We start from the raw sequence: 25,030 nt of genomic DNA on the forward strand, positions 1-25,030 counted from the left end.
TAGCTTAGAGGCGGATTCAGATTCAGGTCGATTCGACCTGAAATCATCCGGCTCTGGCTTACTTCTTCAGCTGGTCGCGCAAGGCGGCGAGCTTGGCGAAGGGTGAGTCCGGATCGAAGCGCACCGGACGTTCCTCGCGCGGCTTTGGCTGGAAGGCGGCTTTTGCGCCACCCTGATCGGGGCGACCGCCCTTGCCTTCGGGCCTGCCGCCCTTCCAGTCGGGCCGGCCGTCACGACGCTCTGGACGCTCGCCTTGCGGGCGGCCGTCGCGGCGCTGTTCGCCTTCGGCCTGCGGCTTGGGCTTGAACTTCGAGCGGTCGAAGCGCGGTTTGCCGGCGCCGTCGCGCCGCCCTTCATGGGCCGGGCGTTCGCCTGGCGTGGCCGCTGCCGGTGCGCCGGCGGCATCGGCCGGCGCATTGCTGCGTCCGCCGCGTGCCTGACCATTGCGCTGGCGGTTGTTGCGGCCTTCGTGATGACGGGGGCGCTGTTCGAAACGGCCCTGACGCCACAACAGGATCGGCTTGGGCGCTTCGGCTTCGGCGGCAGGCGCGTCGGCGGCCGCCTCGGCGGGTTCGCTGGCCTCACCCTCCCCCTCGTGGGGAGGGTCGGCGCGCAGCGCCGGGGTGGGGGCAGCGGCGGCTTCGTCAGCACCACCCGTATCGTCAGCGCCATCACCCCCACCCGCGTCGCTTCGCGCCGCGACCTCCCCCATCAAGGGGGAGGTGAGAGCGTCGGCGCTTTCGGCGACGACGATGTCAGTGATGGCTTCCGCTTCCGGCTCGGCAGCAGGTTCAGCAGCCGCTTCGGCGACAGCCTCCGTTGCGGGCTCTTCCGTGGCTTCTGCCGGAGCTTCGGTTGGCTCCTCAGCGACAGGCTCTGCTGCCGTTTCAGCGATGATTTCGGCCGGCGCTTCGACGGCGACCTCGGCGGCAGCCGGTTCCGAACCCTCGACTGCTGCCTCCGCCGCCGCATCTGTTGCGGCAGCCTCAGCAGCCCTGGCCTGCTCGGCGCGTGCAGCCTCTTCCGCTGCGAGCTTGGCTGCTGCGGCTTCGCGTGCGGCAGTGTCCTGCGCTTCCAGCCGCGCCTTGACCTCCGCCGGCGGCTTCGGCTCGGCGCGATAGCCGAGACCCTTGAGGATCTCTTCCATGTCATCGGCGGTGGCGCCGAGGATCGACATCATTGGCGGCGTCACCATGAAGGACTGGCCGTCATAGGCGCCGTCCGGACGCTGGCCGAGGCCGGGCTTCCAGTTGGTTGCCGGACGGATGAGATCCGCCAGCCGTTCCAATATGTCGATGCGCACGGCGCGGCGGCCGAGATTGCGGTAGCCGGCAAGCTTGTAGAAGGCCTTGTCGAAGGTCGGATCGATGACCACGGAGGTGCGGCCCGACGCCAGCGCGTGGACCACGTCGCCGAAACCAGGCTTGTCCTTGCCGTCGTTCGTCAGCGCCCATAGTAAGGTCACCAGTCCAGCGGGCGCCGGCTTGATCAGCGCCGGCACGAAGACATGATAGGCGCCGAAGCGCACGCCGAGCCGGCGAAGCGCTGCGCGACCTTCCTGGTCGAGCGACTTCATCTCCTCGGCGATGTCGCGGCGGTTGATGAGGCCGAAATTCTCGACCAGCTGGAAGGCAATGCCACGGCCGATGCCGGAAATCTGGTCGGCGTTCTTCAGGTCGACCAGCGGCTTCAGCAGACTTTCGATCTGGAAATTGACGAAACGTTCGGCGCGCGCGGCGACCTTGTCGCGCGCCGGGCCGGTCAGCTGTTCGTCGGCCAGCAGCACAAGGCGCGGCTTCAGCGCGTCTTCGCCGGAAACCAGCGTGCCGATCGGCGCGCCGATCCAGCGCAGCGTGCCGTCCGAGCCAAGTGCCAGGTCGCCATTGGCGCAGGCACCGAAACGTTCGGCTCGCGCCTCGAATTCGGCGGCCAGCGCTTTTTGCGCGGCCGTGCGCACGGCCTTGGCGTCTTCGCCGCCGGCGGTCTGGTCGGCGGTGAAGCGGAACCCTTGCAACTCGCCGACATGGTGGCCTTCGACAAGGACGGTTCCGGTAGGACTAATTTCGGCTTCAGGCATGGTATTTTCTCTAAGGCGCCGCATGAGGACGGAAGTCCTGCGGTCTACGAAGCGTTTCGTCAACCGCTCATGCAGCGCATCCGACAATCTGTCTTCGATTTCGCGCGTCTTTTCCTGCCAGTGTGCCTGATCGGCCAGCCAGCCGGGCCGGTTCGACACGAATGTCCAGGTGCGGATCTGGGCAATGCGGTGCGACAGCGTGTCGATGTCGCCCTCGGTGGTGTCGGCGCGGCGCACCTGCTCGGCCATGTAGTTTTCGTCGACATGGCCATGGCGGGCAAGGTCCATATAGATCGAGGCGATGAGGTCGGCATGCTGGGCCGGCGCGATCTTGCGGTAGTCGGGCAGCGCGCAGGCTTCCCACAGCAGCGCCACGCGCTTGGCATCGGTGGCGAGCGCGCGGATGTCCTCGTCGCGGGAGAGATATTCGAGCGCCTGCGCGTCCACCGCCGGCAGCGCGCGCGTCAGGCCCTCGACCGGCGCGTTGGTCTCGATCGAGCGTTTCAATGCGTCCAGACTGGCGAAATCGAAATGCGCGGTGCGCCATTGCAGCACCTTCACCGGCTCGAAATCATGGCCTTCGATCTTCTTGACCAGGTCTTCGTCGAGCGGGTCGACCTGGCCGGTGACGCCAAAGGTGCCGTCGCGCAGGTGCCGGCCGGCACGGCCGGCGATCTGGCCGAGCTCGGCCGCCGTCAGATTGCGATACTGGTAGCCGTCGAACTTGCGGTTCTGGGCGAAGGCGACATGGTCGAGATCGAGGTTGAGGCCCATGCCGATGGCATCGGTGGCGATGAGATAGTCGACATCGCCTGACTGGAACAGCTCGACCTGCGCATTGCGGGTGCGCGGCGAGAGCGCACCCAGCACAACCGCTGCGCCACCCTGCTGGCGGCGGATCAGCTCGGCGATGGCATAGACCTCGTCGGCGGAGAAGGCGACGATCGCCGTGCGGCGTGGCAGACGGGTCAGTTTCTTGGAACCGGCATAGGCGAGGTGCGACAGCCGCGGCCGCGTCACCACCGAGACGCCCTTCAGCAGGCGTTGGAGAATGCCGTGCATGGTGGCCGCGCCTAGCAGCAGCGTTTCCTGGCGGCCACGCAGATGCAGGATGCGGTCGGTGAAGATGTGGCCGCGCTCGAGATCGCCGGCCAGTTGCACCTCGTCGATGGCGACGAAGGCGGCGTCGGTTTCGCGCGGCATGGCCTCGACGGTGCAGACCGAATATTTCGCGCCCGGCGGCTGGATCTTCTCCTCGCCGGTGATCAGCGCCACCTTGTGGGCGCCGACCTTTTCGCAGACGCGGCTGTAGACCTCCCTGGCCAGCAGCCTGAGCGGCAGGCCGATGACACCGGTCTCGTGCGCCACCATGCGCTCGATGGCGAGGTGGGTCTTGCCGGTGTTGGTCGGGCCAAGCACTGCAGTCACGTCGCGGCCCGACAGGATCAGCGGCTGGGTTTGTTTCGGCTGGATGTTCATCGGCTCGGAAATAAGGCTTTCTGGCCTCTGGTTGTCGGGAGCGTGCCTCAACTGGCGCGTATGACAGCCGACACATAGGGATTTCGGGCGCGAAGCGAAAGCGGAATGTTCCGCCAGCGGCTCGAAGGCCTCTCTGTCAAGCCCTTAAGTGGTTGCTGATTAAGAGTTGGAACGAGTCTGGAACGAATCGGCGACGAATCAGTGACTCCGGCAGATTCAGCTTTTGTTCACGGCTACATGTGGATTTTGTGGCCATGAGTCTCACCACATGCTGAATCGCCGAACTGGCCCGTTTTATGCAAGGCGAGCTTCGTCCTTAATCTTTGCCGGGAAACCACAGAGCCGGCCCGAGGTTGGACGATTAACATTATGAAATTGTTAATCTTTCTGAACCGGGTGTTAAGCAACCACAGGCGATTCCGGGCCATTAACGTTAACTTCCGCTCAAAGCCGGAACGAATCGGCGACAAAACAGAGCCGGCGGTATTTTCCCGTTTTGTTCCGCCAATATCTTGTGTTGTGAACAGCTTATCCACCGAGAATTCACAGGCTTGCCCACAGGGTTCGCACAGGCGGCATTGCCGCCATTAACCTTTGCGTGCCGGATTGGGGCACATCCCCAAATTCAATGCGCGTCGTGACCCATGGCGTAGCGTTGCAATACGGGGCCGACATTTCGGATGATGTCTTCGTGGGATAGCGCGACCACCGGCGCAAGCCGTAACAGGTATCGGCACATGGCGAGACCCAGCAACTGACTGGCAACCAGCCCGGCGCGCCGGCCGGCATCCGCTGGGTCGCCGATCGAAGCGACCATGGGCCTCACCTGGTTGGCGAAGACATCGCGGACCTTGTCGGCTGCGTGCTCGTTCGAAGCCGCCGAGCGCAGCAGGATTATCATTCCGGGTCCGTTGGCCGGACCTTCCCAGTTCACGAGAAAGCGCCTGATCAGCGTTTCGCCGATAGCGGCTGGATCGATCCGCTGATCGGGCAGTTGCAGGTTCACGACTGCCGCCCTGGCGAACAACTCGTCCTTGCTGTGGAAATAACGGATCACCATCGCCGGATCGATCGAGGCCTGCGCTGCTACGTCTCGGATGGAGGCGCCGTCATAGCCGTGCTCGGCGAAAAGTTGGCGCGCGGCTTCGAGGATTTGAGCCCGTGTACGGTCTGACTTGGTGATTTTTTTCGGCTGATTCTCGGTCATGAAGATGCATATGCCAACGCCTGTTGACAAATGCAATGCGGTTTATTAGAAAGTCAACGGTTGTTGATAAATGCAGATGGGAAAATGCTGTCTGAAAAAACTGAAGTCCTGATCATCGGTGCCGGTCCGACCGGCATGGCGCTGTCCATTGCCCTGCACCAGGCCGGTGTCGATCACGTGCTGATCGAGAAGCTTGCTCACGGCCTGCAGACGTCACGCGCCGGTGTGATCCATGCGCAAACACTGGAATCGCTCGAACCGCTCGGCGTCACCCAGCGGCTGAGCGAGCTTTCGGTGAAGCTGAAAGATTTCGCCATACGCGACCGAAACAGGGCGCTGCTCAAGCTCGATTTCGGCAAGCTCCCATCAAGATATCCTTACTTGATGATGCTGCCGCAGAATCTGACCGAGCAGGTGTTCGCCGAACGGATCTCCGCACTTGGCGGCACCATTCATCGCGAAGTCGAGGCTGTGGCGATTGCTCAAAACAGTGACGGCGCGCGGGTGACAGTGGTTGAAAACGGCCAAGAGAAAATCATATCGGCGCGCTACGTCGTCGGTGCCGACGGCATGCAAAGCCTGGTGCGCAAGTCGACAGGCATCGAGTTCGACGGCGAGGCCTATGATGGCTCGTTTGTGCTGGCAGACGTTCGTCTCGACTGGCCGGTGGGGCCGACTGAGGTGTCGCTGTTCTTTGCCCCGGCCGGACTGGTGGTGGTGGCGCCACTTCCGGACGGATCGTATCGTGTCGTCGCGACAATGGATGAGGCGCCGGAAAAACCTGATGTCGCCGACATCCAGGCGCTGCTCGACAGCCGCGGACCGACCAGAAGGCGAGCCCGGGTGCTTGGCATCACCTGGAGTTCGCGATTCCGCGTTCATCATCGCTTGGTCCGGGCCTATCGCAAGGACCGGCTGTTCCTGATGGGCGATGCCGCCCATGTCCACAGCCCGGCGGGTGGGCAAGGTATGAACACAGGCATCATCGATGCGGTCGTGCTTGGCCAATTGCTTGGCGATGTGGTGAACGGCGTTCGTTCCGAGGCGGAACTCGAGCTCTATGAAACGCTGCGCCGCCCGGCGGCTCAGGAGGTCCTCGACCTTGCGGGCAGGATGACCGACATGGCGCTTGCCCGCAATCCGGTGAAGCGGTTCCTGCGCAATCTGGCGCTTTCCGTGGTGAACCTCAGCCCGCTGCTGAAGCGTCGCATCGCGCTGAAACTGTCAGGGCTAAGCCGGGCGCCGCTGGCCCGGCTTCCGGCGCCTTCGGGCAAGCCGGGATCAGTCGCGGCCAGCAAGTCTGAAGCCGGACCCCAACTGAAACTGGCCGCCTGACAAATCGCGATTGTCAGGCGGCTGCCGAGCGTCGGGAAGCCTCAGGCGAAATACTGGCCGCCGTTGGCCGTGATGGTCGAGCCGGTGATGAAGCCGGCATCTTCGGAAGCCAGGAAGACGACGCAGCGCGCAATCTCCTCCGGCTCGCCGAGGCGGCCGACGGGGATCTGCGGGATGATGCGCTCGTTGAGCACCTTCTCGTCGATCGCCTTGACCATTTCGGTGGCGATGTAGCCGGGACAGATGACGTTGACGGTGATGCCAGCGCGGGCGCCTTCCTGCGCCAATGCCTTCGAGAAGCCGATGTCGCCGGCCTTGGCGGCGGAATAATTGACCTGCCCGGCCTGGCCCTTCTGGCCGTTGATCGAGGAGATGGTGACGACGCGGCCGAACTTGCGCTCGCGCATGCCGTTCCACAGCGGATGCGTCATGTTGAAAACGCCAGACAGATTGGTGTCGATGACCTCTTTCCACTGGTCGCGCGTGATCTTGTGGAACATGGCATCGCGGGTGATGCCGGCATTGTTGACCAGCACCGAGACCGGGCCGAGGTCGGCCTCGACCTGTTTGATGCCTGCGGCGCAAGCGTCATAGTCGGCGACCGACCATTTGTAGACCGGAATGCCGGTCTCGGCCTTGAACTTCGCCGCCGCCTCATCGTTGCCGGCATAGTTCGCGGCAACCGAATAGCCGGCGGCTTTCAAAGCGATCGAGATCGCCGCGCCGATGCCGCGCGATCCACCCGTGACGATTGCAACCTTGGTCATATGTCCTCCCTTTTTTGTCACTGAAGCGAGTAGCGAATAGCGATTTGATGTCCCATCGCGCCGACGCCGTTCTTCCCTATTCGCTACTTCCTATTCGCTATTTGCTCAGAGTGCTTCGATGCACAGGGCGACGCCCATGCCGCCGCCGATGCACAGGGTGGCGAGGCCCTTCTTGGCGCCGCGGCGGCGCATCTCGAAAACCAGCGTGTTGAAGATGCGGGCGCCCGAAGCGCCGATCGGGTGGCCGATGGCGATGGCGCCGCCATTCACGTTGACGATCGACGGATCCCAGCCCATGTCCTTGTTGACGGCGCAGGCCTGCGCGGCAAAGGCCTCGTTGGCCTCGACCAGATCGAGATCGCCGACCGACCAGCCGGCCCTTTCCAAAGCCTTGCGCGAGGCGGGAATGGGTCCGGTGCCCATGATCGCCGGATCGACGCCGGCGGTTGCCCAGGACGCGATGCGCGCCAGCGGGGTGATGCCGCGCCTTACCGCTTCCGCTTCGCTCATCAGCAGTGCGCCGGCCGCACCATCATTGATGCCGGAAGCGTTGGCGGCGGTCACGGTGCCGTCCTTGTCGAAGGCCGGCTTCAGCTTGGTCATGGCATCGATCGTGGCGCCGTGGCGGATGTATTCGTCCTGGTCGACAATGGTGTCGCCCTTCTTGCCCTTGATGGTGAAGGCGACGATCTCGTCCTTGAATTTGCCGGCCTTCTGCGCCGCCTCGGCCTTGTTTTGCGAGGCCAGCGCAAACTGGTCCTGGTCGTCGCGGGTGATCTGGAACTGGCGGGCGACATTTTCGGCGGTGTTGCCCATGTGATAGCCGTTGAAGGCGTCCCACAGCCCGTCCTTGATCATGGTGTCGATCATCTTGTAGTCGCCCATCTTGACGCCGGCGCGCAGGTGCTCGGCGTGCGGCGACAGCGACATCGATTCCTGACCGCCGGCGATGATCACCTTGGCGTCACCCGTGGCAATCTGCTGCATGCCGAGTGCAATGGCGCGCAGGCCCGAGCCGCAAACCTGGTTGAGGCCCCAGGCGGTGGTTTCCTTGGGCAGGCCGGCGATGATCGAGGCCTGGCGGGCCGGGTTCTGGCCCTGGGCTGCGGTCAGCACCTGACCGAGGATGACCTCGTCGACTTCGGCGGCCTCGACACCGGCGCGCGACAAAAGTTCCCTGATGACGACGGCGCCGAGCTCATGCGCCGGCGTGGCGGCGAAGGCGCCGTTGAAGGAGCCGACGGCGGTGCGCGCGGCGCTGGCAATGACGATGGAATCGGACATTTTCTTCTCCAGACTTCAAGGGTGTTGTTCTGTCGTTGAGGACTTTTCTTGCCCTTTCCCAACCCCAAGTCAAACCGGAAATCGGCATGGCGCCCATGCGCAGCAAGCAGGTCGCGCATTGCTGCGCCCGCAGGCAGGCCGCTGCTGCGCAGCATATTTTGCCTGCTATGCAGCATTATGTGATCCCGCACTGCACAAACTGCTTGGAATTATGAGGCTTTTGCGCATATCCTCAAAAAGGGCGCAATCGTTACCGGCTGCTTACTCAGGCGTGCCGGTGTCCGGGGAGGATGCAGATGGCCGCAAAAGACGATCCGATCATTATCAAGAAATACGCCAATCGCCGCCTCTATAATACGGGGACGAGCACCTATGTGACGCTCGAGGATCTGGCCGAAATGGTCAAGAGGGGCGAGGAGTTCACCGTCCAGGACGCCAAGACCGGCGATGACATAACGCATCCGGTGCTGACCCAGATCATTTTCGAGCTGGAGAACAAGGATGGGCAGAACATGCTGCCGATCCCGTTCCTGCGCCAGCTGATCGCCTACTATGGCGACCAGATGCAGATGATCGTGCCGAGCTTCCTCGAACAGTCGATGCTGGCCTTCTCCAAGGAGCAGGAGCGCTTTCGCGAGCAGATGAAGGGCGCCATCGGCAAGTCGCCGCTGGACGTGATGAAGATCGCGACGCCGATCAAGGCGCTGGAAGAACAGACGCGCCGCAACATGGAAATGTTCCAGAACGCGATGCGCCTGTTCACGCCGTTCCCGCCAGCCAGCTCCGCGCCAGCCGCGGCCCCGACCGAGCCAGCCAGGAAGGAAGCGCCGGAAAAGTCCGACGACCTTCAGGAGTTGAAGAGCCAGATCGCGGCCATGCAGCGCAAGCTCGACACGATGTCGTAAACCGACCAGCCGGTAAGGCTTGGGCCAACCCGGCCGTGCCTTATCCGTCGGTCGTCATCTGCCACAATTCCCAGATCTCGTCGGCCCGCCCGTCAAGCGAGCGATAGAAGGCCTTGGCCGGCATGTTGGATCGCAGCACCGTCCACTTGATGGCGGATGCGCCTATGGCGACGGCATGGTCGCGGAGCCGTTTCACAAGGGCATGGCCGACCGACATGCCGCGCGCCGCCTCGGCTACGTAGAGTTCCTTCAGCACCACGACCGGCTTCAGATCATAGGTCCAGGGGATGAGATAGTGGACGGCGATGCCGACAATCGCCCCGTCGACTTCCGCCACGAACACGCCGAAGCGAGGTGAAGGCCCCAGCCCGTGTTCGACGATGTCCGCCTCGGTAACACGGAACTTGTCGTCATAGCCCTCGAATACGGCGAGCGCCCGCATAAGGACGAGCACCGCGCCGACATCCGGCTGCTCGAACGGCCGCACGATATCAGCCGCTTTGCGCGCTGGGCTCCGAGTTTGGATCATGCCCGCAGAGTACCAGGCTCCTTGCCTGAAGCGAAAGGAAGCTCTTCGTCCTGCCAGCCTGTTATGCCGCCGATCATGATCTTCACCGGCAGGCCGAGGTTGGCGAGTTTGAAAGCCGCCCGGTCCGCGCCATTGCAATGCGGTCCGGCGCAATAGACGACGAACAGCGTGCCTGCCGGCCATTCTGCCATCCGCTCGGCCGATATCTCGCGGTGCGGCAGATGCAGTGCACCCGGCACATGGCGGCGCTCATAGGCTTCCGGCGAACCGACGACGTGCAGAAGGACAAAGTCCGGCTCTCCGCCGCGCAGCGTCGCGGCAACGTCGGAACAATCGGTCTCGACGGAAAGCCGGCGCAGGAAATGGTCTCGGGCGATTTCCGGCGGGGCCGCCGGAATGTCTGTCACGTAGCTCATCCACGTATCTCCGTTGCTGATGCGGAGGAGATAAAGCACGAGGCCAAGTGATTGCAGCTGGCAGCTTTGCCATATATCGTCAAGATCATGCCAAATGTGCCCAATCGGCCCCTTAGCAATCCGCTGGTCGTTGCCGTCGCCTATGACGGGCTGTGCACGTTCGAATTTGGCGTGGCGGCCGAGGTGTTCGCCTTGCCCAGACCGGAGATGGGTGCGGACTGGTACCGGTTTGCCGTCGCCGGCATAGACGCGGGTGAAATGCGCGCGATGGGCGGCGTGCGCATCGTTGCCGATGGCGGACCCGACCTGATCGGCGAGGCCGGCACGGTGATCGTGCCTGGATGGCGCGGCGTGGATTGTCCGGTGCCGCGAGTGCTGATCGACGCGCTTCGCAAGGCCAATGAGCGGGGCGCACGCATTCTGTCCATCTGTTCGGGCGTCTTCGTGCTTACCGCCGCAGGCCTGCTCTCAGGCAAGAAGGCAACCACGCATTGGCGCTACAGCGAGAGACTGAGGGAGATGTATCCCGACATCACCGTGGTCCCTGACGTTTTGTACATCGATGAGGGAAATGTCCTGACTTCGGCCGGCAGTGCTGCCGGCATCGACCTGTGCCTGCACCTGGTGCGGCGCGATTTCGGCACCAAGGCGGCTAATATGGTGGCGCGCCGCCTGGTCGTGCCGTCGCATCGCGATGGCGGCCAGGCGCAGTATATCGAGAGTTCCGTTCCCGAGCCGCACGAACGCAGCCGGCTGGGGCCTTTGATCGACAGAATGCGCGCCGATATTTCCGCCGACTATCCCGTTGCCACCCTGGCCGGCCTGGCCGGGATGAGCGAGCGGACATTTCTGCGCCGGTTCGCGGCGGCGACCGGCGTCACACCGGCGCGCTGGCTGCTTTCGGAACGGCTTTCGCGGGCGCGCACGCTGCTGGAAGACACCGCCATGCCGATCGAGCGGATTGCCGAGATCTCCGGATTTGGTGCTGCGGCGACCTTGCGGCATCACTTCCGTCAGCAATTCGCCACGACGCCCGCCGCGTACCGGGCGCGGTTCGGGACCAATGCCAACGCCGCCTGACGACTTCATACGTTGTCAGGGCAACAGTCCCTCATAGCGGCCGCGTGGCCGGATGATGCTGCCGCTGACGATCTGCTCGACCATATGCGCGGCCCAGCCGACGCTGCGCCCAAGTGCGAACAGATGGAACGGTGCATCGCGCGGCAAGCCAAGACTGCGCGTCAGCACGGCCAGGGCAAAATCGATGTTCGGCTGGGCGCCGGTCGCGGCAATGGCGGCGGTTTCCAGCGACCGCAAGGTCTCGTCGGGGTTGCCGATGGCGGCCAGAAGCGCCGTGGCGCGGGGATCACCCTCGGGATAGAGCGGATGGCCGAAGCCCGGCAATGGCCGGTCATGGCCCAGCCAGCGCCGGATTGCGGCATCGGCGCCATGCCGCGCTGCATCCTCGGCAAGCTGCATCACCGCTTCGCCAGCACCACCGTGGCGTGGGCCGGACAGTGTCGCCAGGCCCGCCAGCAGGCAGGCGGCGGGTGAGGCTCCAGTCGAGGCCGCGACGCGGGCCGCGAAGGTCGATGCGTTGAGCTCGTGATCGGCGAGCAGCACAAGCGCACGCCGGATCGCATCCGCGCCGCCATCTTCGACCGACCAGCCCCGCGCCAATCGCCGATGCACCGGATCCGGCCCCGCCTCGGCACCGAGGGCACCGGCCAGCACACCGATCGCGCGTGCGGCGTCGGCGCACAAAGAGGCGGCGTTGCGGCCAAGCGAAGGCCGGCCCTGGCCGGCCAGCAAAGCAAGCTGCGCAAAGGCCGGGGCCCGGCCGAGTTGACGCGGTGCATCCGGCTGCGGCGCTTCGAAACGCACCGGCTCAGACAAGGCCCAAAGCAGAGCGGCGGTTTCTTCCAGCGTGGCATGGTCGGACAGCGCAGCGGCGTCCTGGCCGCGATAGATGAGTTGGCCGTGCCAGACGGTCGAAACCGCCGTGACGATCGACGGCTCACCCCAGGCAATGGCGCTTTCGGCGATGGCCGAGGGGCTTCGTCCGCGCGCCCGGCGCGTTGCGAGTGCGGCGATATCATCGGCGCGATATTCGCTGCGGCGCGGATCGGCCCGGTCCGGGCGCATGCCGATGCGCCCACGGCTGACATAGGCGTAGAGCGTCTGCGGCCTCACTTTGAGCCTTTCCAGCGCCTCTTCCCGCGACAACCATTCGGACATGATAGCTCCGATATTGATTCTATTGATCAAGATTGATGCTTGTATCGCCCAGCCTTATCTCCGATCCGGAAAAGCTTCAAGGAGACAAGGCTATGGCGAATGGGCTCGATGATGTGGTGGCGGCTGAAACCGTGCTGTCCGACGTGGATGGTCTGGGCGGCCGCCTGACGATCCGAGGTCATTCGCTGCCCGAGTTGGCCGGACGATGGACCTATCCGCAAGTGGTTCACTTGCTGCTCGATGGCTTCTTCGAGGATCTGCCTGGCGACACCGAACTGGCGGAGAAACTGGGCGAGGCGCGCGTCGAGGTGTTCGACCGCCTCCAGCCGTCGCTGCCCTTGCTGGCGCCGCTTGAAATCTACAGCGCCATGCGCGCCGGCATGGCCCTGTTGCCGGACGGCGAGACGCTGACGGACGCCTTGCGGCTGATCGCGGCGCCGGCGGTGCTGACGCCTGCCTTGCTGCGCCTGCAGCGTGGCGAGCAGCCGATCGCGCCGGACGGCAAGGCCGGTCATGCCGCCGACATGTTGCGGATGCTCAAGGGATCCGTCCCGTCGCCGGCCTTGGCTAAAGCGCTAGACACCTATCTGGTGACCGTCTGCGATCACGGCCTCAACGCCTCGACTTTCGCCACTCGCGTCGTTGCTTCGACATTGGCCGGGCTGACCTCGTCGGTGCTGGCAGGCCTCGGTGCGCTGAAGGGGCCGCTGCATGGCGGCGCGCCCGGCCCGGTGATCGAGATGTTGGATGCCATCCAGGCGCATGGCGATGCGGCCGGCTGGCTGCGCGACGAGATCGCTGAGGGCAGGCGCATCATGGGTTTCGGCCATCGCATCTACCGCGTGCGCGATCCGCGCGCCGATGTGCTGAAGGCGGTGGTGCGGCAACTCGGCAGCGAGGGCGAAACAGGTCGCCGGCTGGCCTTCGCCGAAAAGGTCGAACAGACGGCGCTCGAGGTGCTGCGGATCGCCAAGCCGCAGCGCGCGCTGCAGACCAATGTCGAGTTCTACACCGCCCTGGTGCTGGAAGCGGCGGGTTTTCCGCCGCGAGCCTTCAGCAATGTCTTCGCCGCCGGGCGCGTTGCCGGCTGGATCGCGCATGCGCGTGAGCAGCAGACGACCGGACGGCTGATCCGTCCGCAATCGCGCTATGTCGGTCCGGTGCCGGATCTCGTCGCCTGAAGTCCCAGCCTGTTTCGAAGGACCGGGGCCTCTCCGCATTGAAGCGGAGGGGCTTTTCGGCATGACCGAAATTTCATGTGATCACGCGACCGTGTTCGTGTTCTTGCCTTGGTCCGTCCTTATATGCTGCACTGCAACATAGAGCGTCAGTAGCTGCTTCCCTCCAATGACGTTGGGGCAGGCCGGCGCATCAGGATGACAGGAACGCCATGACCAAGAACGGCAAGGCGGAGGAAACGAAGAAGATCAACATCGCGCTTCAGGGCGGCGGCTCGCACGGCGCCTTTTCCTGGGGCGTGCTCGACCGGCTGCTGGAGGACGGCAGGCTGGAGATATCGGCGGTTTCCGGTACCAGTGCCGGCGCCATGAACGCGGTGGCGCTGGCCGATGGTTTTGTGCGCGGCGGGGTCGAGGGCGCGCGCAAGAAGCTCGACGATTTCTGGCGCGCGGTGGCGGCGAAGGGCCGGTTCAGCCCGGTGCAGCGCATGCCGTGGGATGTCGCCTGGGGCAACTGGTCGATCGAGAACACGCCGGGCTATGTCATCTTCGACACCATGTCGCGGGTGTTCTCGCCCTATGTCGCCAACCCGCTCGGCCTCAATCCGCTGCGCGATGTGGTGGCGCAGGAGATCGATTTCCGGAACGTCCGCGCCTGCAAATCGATGGAATTGTTCATTTCCGCCACCAATGTCGAGACCGGGCAGTTGCGGGTGTTTTCCGATGGCGAGATCGATCTCGACACGGTGATGGCCTCGGCCTGCCTGCCGCAACTGTTCCGCGCCGTCGAGATCAAGGGCGTTGCCTATTGGGATGGCGGCTATGGGGGCAATCCGGCGCTGTTCCCGTTCTTCAAGACGGCGGCGACGGAGGATGTGCTTTTGGTGCAGATCAATCCGGTGGTGCGCGAAGGCACGCCAAAGAGCGCCAACGAGATCCAGAACCGCATCGACGAGATCACCTTCAATGCCGGGCTGCTGAACGAATTTCGTTCGATCGCCTTCGTCAAGGAACTGATCGCCGCCGGCCGGCTGCCAAATGGCGAGTACCGCGACATCCGCATGCACCGCATCGATGCCGATGAGGCGTTCAAGGACCTGTCGGCGTCGTCCAAGGTCAATGCCGAATGGGCGTTCCTGAGCTATCTCAGAGATCTCGGCCGCACAGCGGCCAGCGACTGGCTGGAGGAGAATTACGACGCCGTCGGCAAGCGGCCGACGCTCGATCTGTCGAGCGAACTCGACGACGGCTTCAAGCCGGTGCGAGGGCCGGCGCCCGGTCGTCGGGTCAAGGAGTTTCTTGCAGCGCGCAAGAATCCGGAGGCGGAGCGCCGCCGGGCCTGAACCCGCCGGGTGCCGAAGAAGCGATAGCCGATCTGCGTCAGGCGCTGCCCGGCTATCCTCGGATCGATCAAGACCATCAGCGAGGTCTTCCGGAAGTCGGACTAGGTTTCCAGGGCGATCCGGCAAGGCAGCAACCTTTGCGTGCGGAGAACGCTTCATCATGCTGACGCCTGCTGCCACCGGCATGCCGACGATGCCGCGCGGTGTTGCTTGTAGATGAATAGCGGAACGACAGACACCGCTCCTGCAAATGGCGCGGAAAATCGTCCCGGTTTCCGCAGCCGCCCCGTGCACGTGGCAAGTCATGAACTGGTGAGCCACGCCGATCCGAGACATTCCAGTGCACGGGTACCGATGGTCTCGACGCTGGGTTCCATGTCAACGAACTGGCCTCCGGGCAGTCCCGACCTGATGGGTGTGCCTTTCCATTTTGCAAGCAATTACAATGCATTGACCAAGCTCTACTGCTCCGAGGTTTGATGTCCTCCGCTGACCAGAATGACTTGGCCCGTAGGCCAAAATCGTGGTCCTGATCAAGCCCCCGGCGGTCGATGGCGGCTTGTATTTCGGGGAGCAATGCGCAGCCTGTCGGCGATGACAGACCGATCGTCCGAGGTTGGTCATGAGAGGCCGATCTTGAGCCGGCTGCGAGGCCGCTGAACCGGTATTTTAGCAGATCGAAAGAGTTTCGCGGCGGCCAGACCTTGCCCGGCTACGCAATGCTGCTGCAACTTTCGGACTATATTGCGGTGCAACTTTGATGTAGAAGCGCGCTCGCCTATCACGGCAATTTGAACACGGTCAGGCGCGCACCCATATCGGCGACGCGCCCGCGTCATGAAGGCGCGGTGCTGGCCGAACCCGCAACGGAAAAAACGACGATGCCGAGAATCAGGTTTCACAAGCTTGCAGCCATTGTTGTGCTCATTGGTTTCGCGGCGTGGATGGCGACAGGTGAATTCTCGTCGGTCGGCAGCGTAGCGGCCAACAAGGCCAAGGCGGCCGAAGTCGAGCAGGGCAAGGCGCCGGACGCGAGCAAGCCGAAGACGGCGGAAGCCGAACCGAAGGCGCCGTTGCGCACCGTTGCGGTGGTGACGCCGCCACGCAAGACCTATGCGCGCGCCATCCGCATTTCCGGGCTGACCGAGGCCGACAAGCGCGCCGTGCTTGCCACCCGCGTCGCCGGCGTCATCGACAAGCTGCCGGTCAAGCAAGGCGATCACGTCAAGACCGGTGACCTGGTGCTGATGCTGGCCGCCGAGGAAAAGATCTCGATGGTGGACAATGCCAAGCAGCTTGTCGCGCAGCGCCAGGCCGAGCTGGAAGCGTCGCTGCGGCTGATGAAATCAGGCAATCTGCCCAAGCTGCAGCTCGACACCGCCCGCTCCAATCTGACCCTGGCGCAATCGCAGCTGGACACCGCGCAGGCCGAGCTCGACCGCAATGAGGTCAAGGCGCCTTTCGACGGCGTCATCGACCGGGTGCCGGTGGAACTTGGCAGCTCCGTCATGCAGGGCGGCGAGGTGGCGACCATCCTCAAGCTCGATCCGGTGATCGCGCGCGGCGAGATCAGCGAGCGTGACCTCGGCTATCTCAAGATCGGTGACAAGGCCGGCGTTCGGCTGGTCAGCGGCCAGACCGTCCAAGGCACCGTGCGCTATATCAGCCGCGACGCGTCGTCGGCGACCCGCACCTTCCGTATCGAGGTTGCCATCCCCAATGCCGACGGCTCGGTGCCGGCCGGCATGACGGCGGAAATCCAGCTCAGCGCGCTGCCGACCGACGCAGTCCTGCTGCCGCGTTCAGTGGTGACGCTGGGCGACAAAGGCGATCTCGGCATCCGCGCCGTCGGCAAGGACCACAAGGTGGCGTTCTTCCCGATCGACCTGGTCGACGACACGCCGACCGGCCTCGTGCTCGGCGGCATCCCGGCCGATGCGCGCATCATCGTTGCCGGCCAGGAACTGGTGAAGGAAGGCGATGAGGTCAAGCCGGTTGAAGCCGACCAGGCGACCATCAACAAGCTGATCGGCGAAGCCACCGCCGGCACGCAGTAGCGCTGTCTACGAAGGGATACTCCGGGCGGGGTCAATCGGCTGCGACGCAGCTTCTGAAATTCAACGACAGGCGTTAGCCATGGATATCGTCAAACTCGCGATCAACAACGCCCGCCTGACCATCTCGGTGCTGGTCTTCCTGCTGCTGGCAGGCTGGGTTGCCTATCAGTCGACGCCGAAGGAAGCGGAACCCGACGTTCCGATTCCGATGATGTATGTCAGCCTGATCTATCAAGGCATTTCGCCGGAGGATTCCGAGCGGCTTCTGCTGCGGCCGATGGAAAGCAAGCTGAAGAGCCTCAAAGGCCTCAAGGAAATGCGCTCGGCCGCGTTCCAGGGCGGCGGCTATGTGCTGGTCGAGTTCCAGCCACAGACCAACCTGGCGACGGCCCTGCAGGATACGCGCTCCAAGGTGCAGGACGGCAAGGCCGACCTGCCGCAGGCGGCCGAGGAGCCTGTCGTCACCGAGGTGAACATTTCCGAGTTCCCGGTGCTGGTCGTTACACTGTCGGGCGATTTGCCCGAACGCGTCTTGACCGCCGCGGCGCGCGAATTGCGCGACCGCATCGAAGAAGTACCCGGTGTCCTCGAAGGCTCGCTGCAGGGCTCGCGCGACGATCTCGTCGAAGTCGTCATCGATCCGATGAAGCTGTCTTCCTACGGCCTGCAGCTCGACCAGCTGATTGGCGCCGTCGGCGCTTCAAACAGTCTGGTCGCGGCCGGCAACATCGAAGGCTCGGAGGGCAAGTACGCCGTAAAGGTGCCGTCGCTGATCGAGACGCCCGAAGATGTTGCGTCCTTGCCGGTGGTTGCTGGTCCCAATGCCGTCGTGCAGGCCAAGGACATCGCGACGATCCGCTCGACCTTTGCCGATGCCACGACAATCACACGCCTCAACGGCAAGCCAGCCATCGCCATTGAAGTGAAGAAGCGCATCGGCGCCAATCTGATCGACACGCTGGCCAAGGTGAGGGAGGTGTCCGACGGCTATATCAAGACGATGCCCGAGGGAATGCACGTCACCTATACGCAGGACAAGTCGGTCTTCGTCAACCAGCTGCTTGGCGACCTGCAGAACCACGTGATGATCGCGGTGATCCTGGTGTTCATCGTCATCCTCTACGCGCTGTCCGGGCGAGCCTCGCTGCTGATTGGTCTCGCCATTCCGTCGTCTTTCCTGATCGGAATATTGCTGCTCGCCATGATGGGCTACACGATCAACATGATCGTGCTGTTCAGCCTCATCCTGGCGGTCGGCATGCTGGTCGATGACGCCATTATCGTCACCGAGTTCGCCGAGCGACGCATGAGCGAAGGCATGCCGAAGGCGGAAGCGTTTACACTCGCCGCCAAGCGCATGGCGGGTCCCGTCATCGCGGCCACGATGACGCGCATCGCCGCGTTTTCGCCGCTGCTGTTCTGGCCGGGCATCATCGGCGACTTCATGAAATACATGCCGATCACGCTGATCGTCACGCTCTCGGCCTCGATGCTCTATGCGTTGGTCTTCGCACCGACGCTGGGGGCGCTCTTCGCCAAGGCCCCCGAGCATCATGAGGAAGGCAATCGGGACGGGTTGTACATGGCCATCGTCAAGCAGGCGGTGCGGTTCCCCATAACCGTGGTCCTGCTGACCGTCGCGCTGCTGTTTGGCGTCGGCTACGCTTATTCGAAATATGGCGCGGGTGTCGAGTTCTTCCCCAGTGTCGAGCCCGACTACGGCCTGCTCTATGTGCACGCGCGCGGCAATCTTTCGCTGGCTGAAATGGACACCGCGACGAAGATTGCCGAGAACAGGATGCTCGGCTGGCCCGGCATCAAATCGGTCTACACGCGCGTCGGCAAGACGCAAGGCGGCGGCCAGGATGTCCCCGAGGACGTGGTCGGCGTTATCCAGTACGAATTCATCGACTGGCGCGAACGCAAATCGGCGAACCAGATCCTCAGTGATCTGCGCGTCGTCATGGCCGGGATTCCCGGCGTCGATGTCGAGGTCCGCGTGCCGGAGGCCGGTCCGCCGACCGGCAAGCCGATCCAGATCAGGCTTTCGGCCATCGATCCAAAAGGCCTCGACGACAAGGCGCGCGCTGTCGCGGCACGCATCGCCAAGGTGCCCGGCGTCATCGATATTTCCGACGGCCTGCCGCCGCCCGGCGTCGACTGGGCGATTGAGGTCGACCGCGCCAAGGCGGCGCAATACGGCATCAGTCCAACCGCTGTCGGCACCGTGGTGCAACTGGTGACGAATGGTCTGAAGCTTTCGGAATACCGGCCAGCCGGGGCGGACGACGCCGTCGACATCAGGCTGCGCCTGCCCGAAGACAGGCGCACCCTGTCGACGCTCGATGAACTCAGGGTGCAGACCGCGCAAGGCTCGGTGCCGATCTCGAACTTCGTCGTGCGCAAGCCTGAGCCGACCGTCGGCATCCTCAACCGCATCGACGGCGCACGTACGGTAGTCGTTCAAGCCAACGTCGCCGCCGGCACGCAGGTCGCTGCCGTGCAGCAGGAGGTCACCAAGGCCGTCGCTGACATGGATCTCGGTAGCGGGATACGCTGGAAGCTGGCCGGCTCGAACGAGGACAGCGCCGAGGCAAGCGCCTTCCTTGGCAAGGCATTCGGGGCGGCGATCTTCCTGATTTTCCTTGTGCTGCTGATGCAGTTCAACAAGTTCACCAGCGTGCTGATGGTGCTGTCGTGCGTGGTCATGGCGACGGTGGGTGTGTTCCTTGGACTGCTGATAACAGGCGAGACGTTCGGCATTGTCATGTCGGGCATCGGCGTCATCGCGCTGGCCGGCGTGGTGGTGAACAACAACATCGTGCTGATCGACACCTATGACCGGCTGCGCGAAGAAGGCTGGGACAAGATGGACGCGGTGCTGCAGACCTGCCGGGAACGCGCCCGTCCTGTCGTGCTGACGGCTGTGTCGGCGATCCTCGGCGTGTTGCCGATCGCCTTCGGCCTTGGGCTGGAAATCTTCCATCACGAGACGACGATCAATGCGCCGTCGACGCAGTGGTGGATCTCGCTGTCCTCGGCGATCGTTTTCGGCCTGTCCTTCGCCACCCTGCTGACGTTGGTGGTGACACCCTCGATGCTGATGATCTTTACACGCAGCAAGAACAGCCGCTTCTATGCGTTTTTCCGCCGGGTATTCCGGCGCGGCAAGGGCACGGTTTCGTCGACCGAAACGCCAGGCCGGGATGTGGATGCCGAGCCTGCGATCGCCTTCCCGAAAGCCGCCGAATAGGCACACTGCATGATTTGACCGGCAAAGGCCGCTCGGAACAACCGGGCGGCCTTTTGCATTGTTCCCCCGGGGCAATGTGAAGACATTGCCCCGAAACAATGCGCGGGGAAGTCTCATGCCAATCACCACCATCGTCATCATCGTCCTGATCCTTATCCTCATCGGTGCGGTGCCGGCCTGGCCGCATTCGCGCTCCTGGGGCTATGGACCGTCGGGCATTCTTGGCGTGGTGCTGGTGGTGGTTCTGGTGTTGCTGCTGATGGGACGGCTCTGAGCCGGCCCGCCGCCTCCAGCGTTGGTTCAAGCAGCTTTCGACGTGCCCTTCGCAGTGGCGATGCCGATATCCTCGAGGGCCTGGGCGACCGCTTGATCCAGCGGCGTGTGCGGGATTTCGCCGATGATGCCTTCCAGCCGCGTCGAGGCCAACTGGTGCGGCTCGAAGCGCAGATAGGACATCGAGACGATCTCGCGCCACATCGCGACGAACGGGCTGCCGGCGCGCAGCACCCACCAGGGCATCGAGGTCATCTTGAGGCGACGTCCGAGCGCCTTCTCGGCGGCGGCCTTTATCTGCAGATCGGTGATGGCGTGACCCGGAAAGTTCAGCGCCTCATAGGAGCCGAGCTTGTCGAGATTTTTGGCCAGCGCGACGAAGCCTACGGCGAAGTCCGGCAAATAGGCCCATTCATGCACCAGGTCGACCGGGCCGGGCGCGGTGTAGATGCCCTTGCTCATCTTCTCGGCGACGACTAGGTCGAACCAGGAGCCGCTGCCGGTGCCGCCGAAGAAATCGCCCGCGCGCAGCAGAATGGTGCGCACCCGGCCAGCGTCCGCCTCGCGGCGGAACAAATCCTCCATGGCGCAGCGGATGCGGCCCTTCTCGGTGGTCGGATGGAATGGTGTGTCTTCGGTGATCACCGCCGGCATCGGCGAGCCGTAATTGTAGACGGTACCGGGGAACAGATGCAGCGCGTCATTGGCGTGGCAGGCGGCCATGACGTTTTCGGCCATAGGCAGGCATTTGCCCCAGTCGGTGTAGATCGGGTTGAGGCCGTTGAAGATGATATCGACACCTTCGGTGGCGCGGATCAGTGACTGACGGTCCAGCGCATCGCCGGCAACCGCCGTGGCACCTTCGAGTTCTGCCGGCACCTTGCCGCTGCGGGTGATGGCGCGGACGTCGAAGCCGGCGTCGATGAAGGCTTTGGCAACCACGCGGCCGAGCCGGCCATTGGCGCCGAGAATTGCGATCTTGGTCATTTGAGTTCTCCTGGTTGAAATCCGTTTCGGTGTTTGCAGGGCGAATATGATTGCCTCATCGATGAATTAAAATTGACCATAGATGCAGATTTGATATTCATTATTGAATGGCTGACATCGACTGGAATCTGATCAAGAGCTTCGTCACGGTGGCGGAAACCGGCAGCCTGTCGGCGGCCGCGCGAAAGCTGTCGGCCAGCCAGCCGACGCTTGGCCGTCACATCGGGGAGTTGGAGCAGGCGCTCGGTGTCACGCTGTTCCGGCGTGGGCGGAGCGGCTATGCGCTGACGGAAGCCGGCGCCACGCTGTTCGAGCGCGGCAAGGCGGTCAGCGAGCAGGCGAGTGCCTTTTCACGCCTCGCCCTGGGCTCGGTCGAGGCGATCGAAGGCACGGTGCGCATTGCCGCCAGCGAGGTGGTGGCGGCCTATGTCCTGCCCGATATGATGGCGCGGCTCGGTTTCGAGGAACCCGGCGTCGAGGTCGAGATCGTCGCCTCGAACCAGGTCGAGAACCTGCTGCGTCGGGACGCCGATATCGCCATCCGCATGGTCAAGCCGGCGCAGAACGAACTGGTGGCGCGCAAGGTCTGCGATATCCCGCTCTGCGCCTGCGCGGCCATTTCCTATCTCGAGAGGCGCGGCCGCCCGCTCGGGCCAGCCGACCTCGTCGACCACGCCCTGATCGGCTTCGACCGCAGCGACGAGATGATCAGGGGCTTTGTCCAGAATGGCATCCCTGTCACCCGCGGCAGTTTCCGCTTCAGGGCCGACAACCAGATCGTCCTGTGGGAAGCGGTGCGGGCAGGGAATGGTATTGGCCTTGGCCAGGAGCCGCTGGCCGATCGCGATCCGCTGGTGGAGAAGGTGCTGCCCGGCCTGCCGCTGCCAAGCCTGCCGGTGTGGCTCGCCATGCATCGCGATGTGCGCAGCAGCGTGCGCATCCGCCGCGTGGCGGATTTTCTCCACGAGGAGCTGAAACGCTATTCGGCGGGGGCGGCGGCGAATTCGGCGCGGTGAGCGAGGCCCGCCATCAGCAGGACGACGATCAGCAGCACCGACATGGCGATGAAGATCGGCCCGAAGCTGGAATGCTCGGCGACGAAGCCGATCGCCGACGGCGCCACCAGAATGCCGGAATAGCCCATGGTGGTGACGACGCTCATGCCGGTGCCCGACGACATGCCTTCCTGGTTGCCGCCGGCCGAAAAGAGGATCGGCACCATGTTGGCGATGCCGAAGCCGCAAAGCGCAAAGGCGGCGATGGCGAGCCAGGGCGACGGCGACAGGCCGGCGACCAGCATGCCGACGGCGGCGACAATGGCCGAGCCGCGCAGCGTCGTCACAGCGCCGAAACGGTTGCGCACGCCGTCGCCGAAAAAGCGCATGATCGCCATGACGCCGGAAAAGGCGGCGTAGGCAAGACCGGCGACGGCAAGGTCGGCGCCAAGCTCCTGCCGGAGATACAATGCCGCCCAGTCGAGCACCGCGCCTTCGGAGACCATCGTCAGCAGCGCCATCAGGCCGATCAGGTAGACCAGTGGGTTTGCCGGCAGCGTGAACTTATGATGCTCGGCCGCCTGCGGCTTGTCCTCGGCGACGAGATACCCGACCGCCATCGCGATCGCCGCGAAGGCAAGCGCGGTCACGACCGCGGCGTGGGCGAGGTGGCCATAGTGCTGGATGGCAAAGCCGCCGAGGGCGCCGCCGGCGAAACCGCCGAGGCTCCAGAAGCCGTGTGAGGACGACATGATCGCGCGGGACAATTTTCGCTCGACCACCACCGCATTGGCATTCATGGCGACATCCATGCCGCCGATCGAACCGCCGAAGATGAACATGGCGATGGCTGCCAGCGGCACGTTGGGCGCCAGCGCCACGACCAGCAGGCCGAGGCTGCCGCAAAGGCCGAACCAGCGCAGCACGGTGCGCGAGCCGTGCTTCGAGATCAGGTGACCGCACCAGGTCATGGCGGTGACCGCGCCGGCGCCGAACAAAAGGATCAGCAGCCCAAGCGTGAATTTCGAGATGTCGAGCCGGGTCAGGAACACCGGGATCTGCGGCGCCCAGCTGCCGGTCAGGAAGCCATTGGCGAGGAAAATGGCCGCCACGGCCCATCGCCCGCGAATGGCAGTCTGCATAGCGCTTTGCGCGTTCATAAGGCGAATCCGGTCAGAAAATGGCTTTGTGCGGCAAATTAGATCGATTCAATTTCTAGTCAAGAACCGGACTTCAGGAAGTGCTTGGACCAAAGGGCAACCGGGATCGGTACCGCTCATGTAGATTTATCCGACGTTGGAGATTGGCGAAAACGCCCCTCCCTTCGTCATCCACGGGCGGAGCAAGGAGCGCAGCGACGCGGCGCAGACCCGAGGATCCATGCCGCGACTTGCGTGCGATGCTACGGTGCAGAACCAGTCGCGGTGAGCGCGACCTTCATTCTGAGCCGCGTGCTCTTGGCAACTGTCGCGGCATGGATCCTAGGGTTTCCGCGACGTCGCTTCGCGACTGCTCCACCCTAGGATGACGAAGCTGCGTTGTATTGGTCGGCAACGCCCGCCGGTGTGAACTCAGTGGTCCTTCGGCCGTCTTGCCTCGAATTCGGCCTTCTTGGCATCGGAGGCTTCGGTCTGGTTGAGCGCCTGCCATTCAGCATAGGGCATTCCGTAGACGATCTCACGCGACTGGTCCTTGGTGAGATCGACGCCGTCGGCATTGGCCGCTTCGCGATACCAGTTCGACAGGCAGTTGCGGCAGAAGCCGGCGAGGTTCATCAGGTCGATGTTCTGCACGTCGTTGCGTTCCCGGAGATGCTCGACCAGCCGGCGAAAGGCGGCGGCTTCGAAATCGCGCTTCTGCTCGTCGCTGAACTCAGTCATCGAAACCTCCATCATAACGGCCCGGTGCGCGAGCCGAACATCTCAACCGCATGTATATCGGGACGGCGGTCGATGGCGTCAACGATCGGTGCCAGACGCTCGGCCCAGGCAAGCGCCCCCTTCTGGTCCGCTATCAAATCCTGGCGGATCTCGATCAGCGCGTGGGCATAGCCATTGACGATGGCGTGTTTGAACATGGTGTCGCCGCGCAGTGCGCCGTCATAAGGCTCATTGTCGCCGACGACGAGGTTTCTGTCCTCGGCCAGCATATCGATCAGCGGCCGCGCCACCCGATCGTCCAGATCCCAGAGAATGCCGACATGCCAGGGACGCTGCCTGCCCTGCATGACCGGCGTGAAGGAATGCACCGAGAGGATGAAGGGCGCCTGGCCGGAAGCCTGGGCGACGGAAGCGATCATGGCGCCGACGGCGTCGTGATAGGGCCGGTAGAAGCGGTCGAGCCGTCTTTCGCGTTCCTCCGGCGCCATGGGGTAATTGCCCGGTACGACCGTGCCATCATAGAGCTGGCGAATGAGCGTCGGGTCGTCCTCGCCGCGATTGGGGTCGATCAACAGCCGCGAAAAGTTGGCGATCAGCGCTGGCACGCCCAGCGAAGCCGCGAGTTCGCGTGTCACCGCCTCGACGCCGATATCGTAGGCGATGTGGCGGTCGAATTCCGCCGAGGATAGGCCGAGGCTGCCATAGTCCTCGGGCAGGTCGCGGCGGGCATGATCGGCCAGAAGCACGATGCCCCGCTTGCGGTCGCCCTCGACAATGTCGAAAGGCGCGAAAACTGTGGATCGGGTCATTGGCGGGAAATGGTCTGT

At 63.8% G+C, this 25,030-nt stretch carries 20 protein-coding genes; 9 read left to right on the forward strand and 11 right to left on the reverse strand.

All coding sequences use genetic code 11. The features are described 5' to 3' along the window. Positions 1-58 precede the first annotated feature (58 nt). Entirely contained in the window at positions 59-3,556 is a 3,498-nt protein-coding gene (locus tag AC1DX4_RS19000) for a helicase-related protein (protein WP_477221740.1), read from the reverse strand. A 625-nt stretch (positions 3,557-4,181) separates the two neighbouring features. Beyond that, a complete protein-coding gene (locus tag AC1DX4_RS19005) occupies positions 4,182-4,763 on the reverse strand; it encodes a TetR/AcrR family transcriptional regulator (RefSeq protein ID WP_477221741.1) in 582 nt (193 codons plus the stop codon). A gap of 84 nt (positions 4,764-4,847) precedes the next feature. Here AC1DX4_RS19005 and AC1DX4_RS19010 point away from each other — a divergent pair, with 84 nt between their 5' ends. After that, the gene (locus AC1DX4_RS19010) at positions 4,848-6,098 is read left to right on the forward strand and encodes an FAD-dependent oxidoreductase (RefSeq protein WP_477221742.1); all 1,251 of its coding nucleotides are present in this window, start codon (positions 4,848-4,850) and stop codon (positions 6,096-6,098) included. Between the two features lie 41 nt (positions 6,099-6,139). Here the strand turns inward: AC1DX4_RS19010 and phbB are convergent, their stop codons facing one another. After that, positions 6,140-6,865: an acetoacetyl-CoA reductase gene (gene phbB / locus AC1DX4_RS19015; RefSeq protein WP_477221743.1), complete on the reverse strand. Its 726-nt coding sequence runs from the start codon at positions 6,863-6,865 to the stop codon at positions 6,140-6,142. A 105-nt stretch (positions 6,866-6,970) separates the two neighbouring features. After that, a complete protein-coding gene (locus AC1DX4_RS19020; protein WP_477221744.1) occupies positions 6,971-8,149 on the reverse strand; it encodes an acetyl-CoA C-acetyltransferase in 1,179 nt (392 codons plus the stop codon). A gap of 296 nt (positions 8,150-8,445) precedes the next feature. Between AC1DX4_RS19020 and phaR the strand changes: the two genes are divergently transcribed. After that, positions 8,446-9,054 carry a polyhydroxyalkanoate synthesis repressor PhaR gene (gene phaR, locus AC1DX4_RS19025; RefSeq protein ID WP_477221745.1) on the forward strand — a complete coding sequence of 203 codons (609 nt, stop codon included), beginning with the start codon at positions 8,446-8,448 and terminating at the stop codon, positions 9,052-9,054. A gap of 40 nt (positions 9,055-9,094) precedes the next feature. Here the strand turns inward: phaR and AC1DX4_RS19030 are convergent, their stop codons facing one another. Next, entirely contained in the window at positions 9,095-9,583 is a 489-nt protein-coding gene (locus AC1DX4_RS19030; protein WP_477221746.1) for an N-acetyltransferase family protein, read from the reverse strand. Then, positions 9,580-9,999: a rhodanese-like domain-containing protein gene (locus AC1DX4_RS19035; RefSeq protein WP_477221747.1), complete on the reverse strand. Its 420-nt coding sequence runs from the start codon at positions 9,997-9,999 to the stop codon at positions 9,580-9,582. Before AC1DX4_RS19035 ends, AC1DX4_RS19030 begins: the two co-directional genes overlap by 4 nt. An 87-nt stretch (positions 10,000-10,086) precedes the next feature. On the opposite strand from AC1DX4_RS19035, the gene ftrA reads away from it, so the two are divergent. Continuing rightward, entirely contained in the window at positions 10,087-11,079 is a 993-nt protein-coding gene (gene ftrA / locus AC1DX4_RS19040; protein WP_477221820.1) for a transcriptional regulator FtrA, read from the forward strand. Between the two features lie 15 nt (positions 11,080-11,094). Here the strand turns inward: ftrA and AC1DX4_RS19045 are convergent, their stop codons facing one another. Beyond that, positions 11,095-12,237 (reverse strand): citrate/2-methylcitrate synthase, encoded by a 1,143-nt coding sequence (locus AC1DX4_RS19045; protein ID WP_477221748.1) that lies wholly within the window; start codon positions 12,235-12,237, stop codon positions 11,095-11,097. A 92-nt stretch (positions 12,238-12,329) separates the two neighbouring features. Here AC1DX4_RS19045 and AC1DX4_RS19050 point away from each other — a divergent pair, with 92 nt between their 5' ends. The 5 genes from AC1DX4_RS19050 to AC1DX4_RS19070 all read left to right on the forward strand — a co-directional run bounded on the left by AC1DX4_RS19050 (position 12,330) and on the right by AC1DX4_RS19070 (position 20,342). Next, positions 12,330-13,418: a citrate synthase/methylcitrate synthase gene (locus AC1DX4_RS19050; RefSeq protein ID WP_477221749.1), complete on the forward strand. Its 1,089-nt coding sequence runs from the start codon at positions 12,330-12,332 to the stop codon at positions 13,416-13,418. Positions 13,419-13,627: 209 nt separating this feature from the next. Beyond that, positions 13,628-14,758, forward strand: coding sequence for a patatin-like phospholipase family protein (locus tag AC1DX4_RS19055; RefSeq protein WP_477221750.1), 1,131 nt, complete (start codon positions 13,628-13,630; stop codon positions 14,756-14,758). A gap of 881 nt (positions 14,759-15,639) precedes the next feature. After that, complete coding sequence (locus AC1DX4_RS19060; RefSeq protein ID WP_477221751.1) at positions 15,640-16,815, forward strand: efflux RND transporter periplasmic adaptor subunit; 1,176 nt, start codon at positions 15,640-15,642, stop codon at positions 16,813-16,815. Positions 16,816-16,894: 79 nt separating this feature from the next. Beyond that, positions 16,895-20,068, forward strand: a complete 3,174-nt coding sequence (locus AC1DX4_RS19065) for an efflux RND transporter permease subunit (protein ID WP_477221752.1) — start codon at positions 16,895-16,897, stop codon at positions 20,066-20,068. A 115-nt stretch (positions 20,069-20,183) separates the two neighbouring features. Then, positions 20,184-20,342, forward strand: a complete 159-nt coding sequence (locus tag AC1DX4_RS19070; RefSeq protein WP_172222942.1) for a DUF3309 family protein — start codon at positions 20,184-20,186, stop codon at positions 20,340-20,342. Positions 20,343-20,368: 26 nt separating this feature from the next. Here AC1DX4_RS19070 and AC1DX4_RS19075 read toward each other — a convergent pair whose 3' ends face one another. Further along, positions 20,369-21,328 carry an SDR family oxidoreductase gene (locus AC1DX4_RS19075; protein ID WP_477221753.1) on the reverse strand — a complete coding sequence of 320 codons (960 nt, stop codon included), beginning with the start codon at positions 21,326-21,328 and terminating at the stop codon, positions 20,369-20,371. A gap of 107 nt (positions 21,329-21,435) precedes the next feature. Here AC1DX4_RS19075 and AC1DX4_RS19080 point away from each other — a divergent pair, with 107 nt between their 5' ends. Beyond that, the gene (locus AC1DX4_RS19080; RefSeq protein ID WP_477221754.1) at positions 21,436-22,344 is read left to right on the forward strand and encodes a LysR family transcriptional regulator; all 909 of its coding nucleotides are present in this window, start codon (positions 21,436-21,438) and stop codon (positions 22,342-22,344) included. On the opposite strand, the gene AC1DX4_RS19085 is transcribed toward AC1DX4_RS19080, so the two are convergent. The 3 genes from AC1DX4_RS19085 to AC1DX4_RS19095 all read right to left on the reverse strand — a co-directional run bounded on the left by AC1DX4_RS19085 (position 22,308) and on the right by AC1DX4_RS19095 (position 25,012). Then, positions 22,308-23,483 carry an MFS transporter gene (locus AC1DX4_RS19085; RefSeq protein WP_477221755.1) on the reverse strand — a complete coding sequence of 392 codons (1,176 nt, stop codon included), beginning with the start codon at positions 23,481-23,483 and terminating at the stop codon, positions 22,308-22,310. The two genes, AC1DX4_RS19080 and AC1DX4_RS19085, sit on opposite strands and share 37 nt — an antisense overlap. 411 nt (positions 23,484-23,894) lie before the next feature. Continuing rightward, complete coding sequence (locus AC1DX4_RS19090; protein WP_477221756.1) at positions 23,895-24,203, reverse strand: DUF1244 domain-containing protein; 309 nt, start codon at positions 24,201-24,203, stop codon at positions 23,895-23,897. A gap of 11 nt (positions 24,204-24,214) precedes the next feature. After that, positions 24,215-25,012, reverse strand: coding sequence for an N-formylglutamate amidohydrolase (locus AC1DX4_RS19095; protein WP_477221757.1), 798 nt, complete (start codon positions 25,010-25,012; stop codon positions 24,215-24,217). Positions 25,013-25,030 lie beyond the last annotated feature (18 nt).

Source organism: Mesorhizobium sp. P3_A8, from assembly GCF_056402995.1.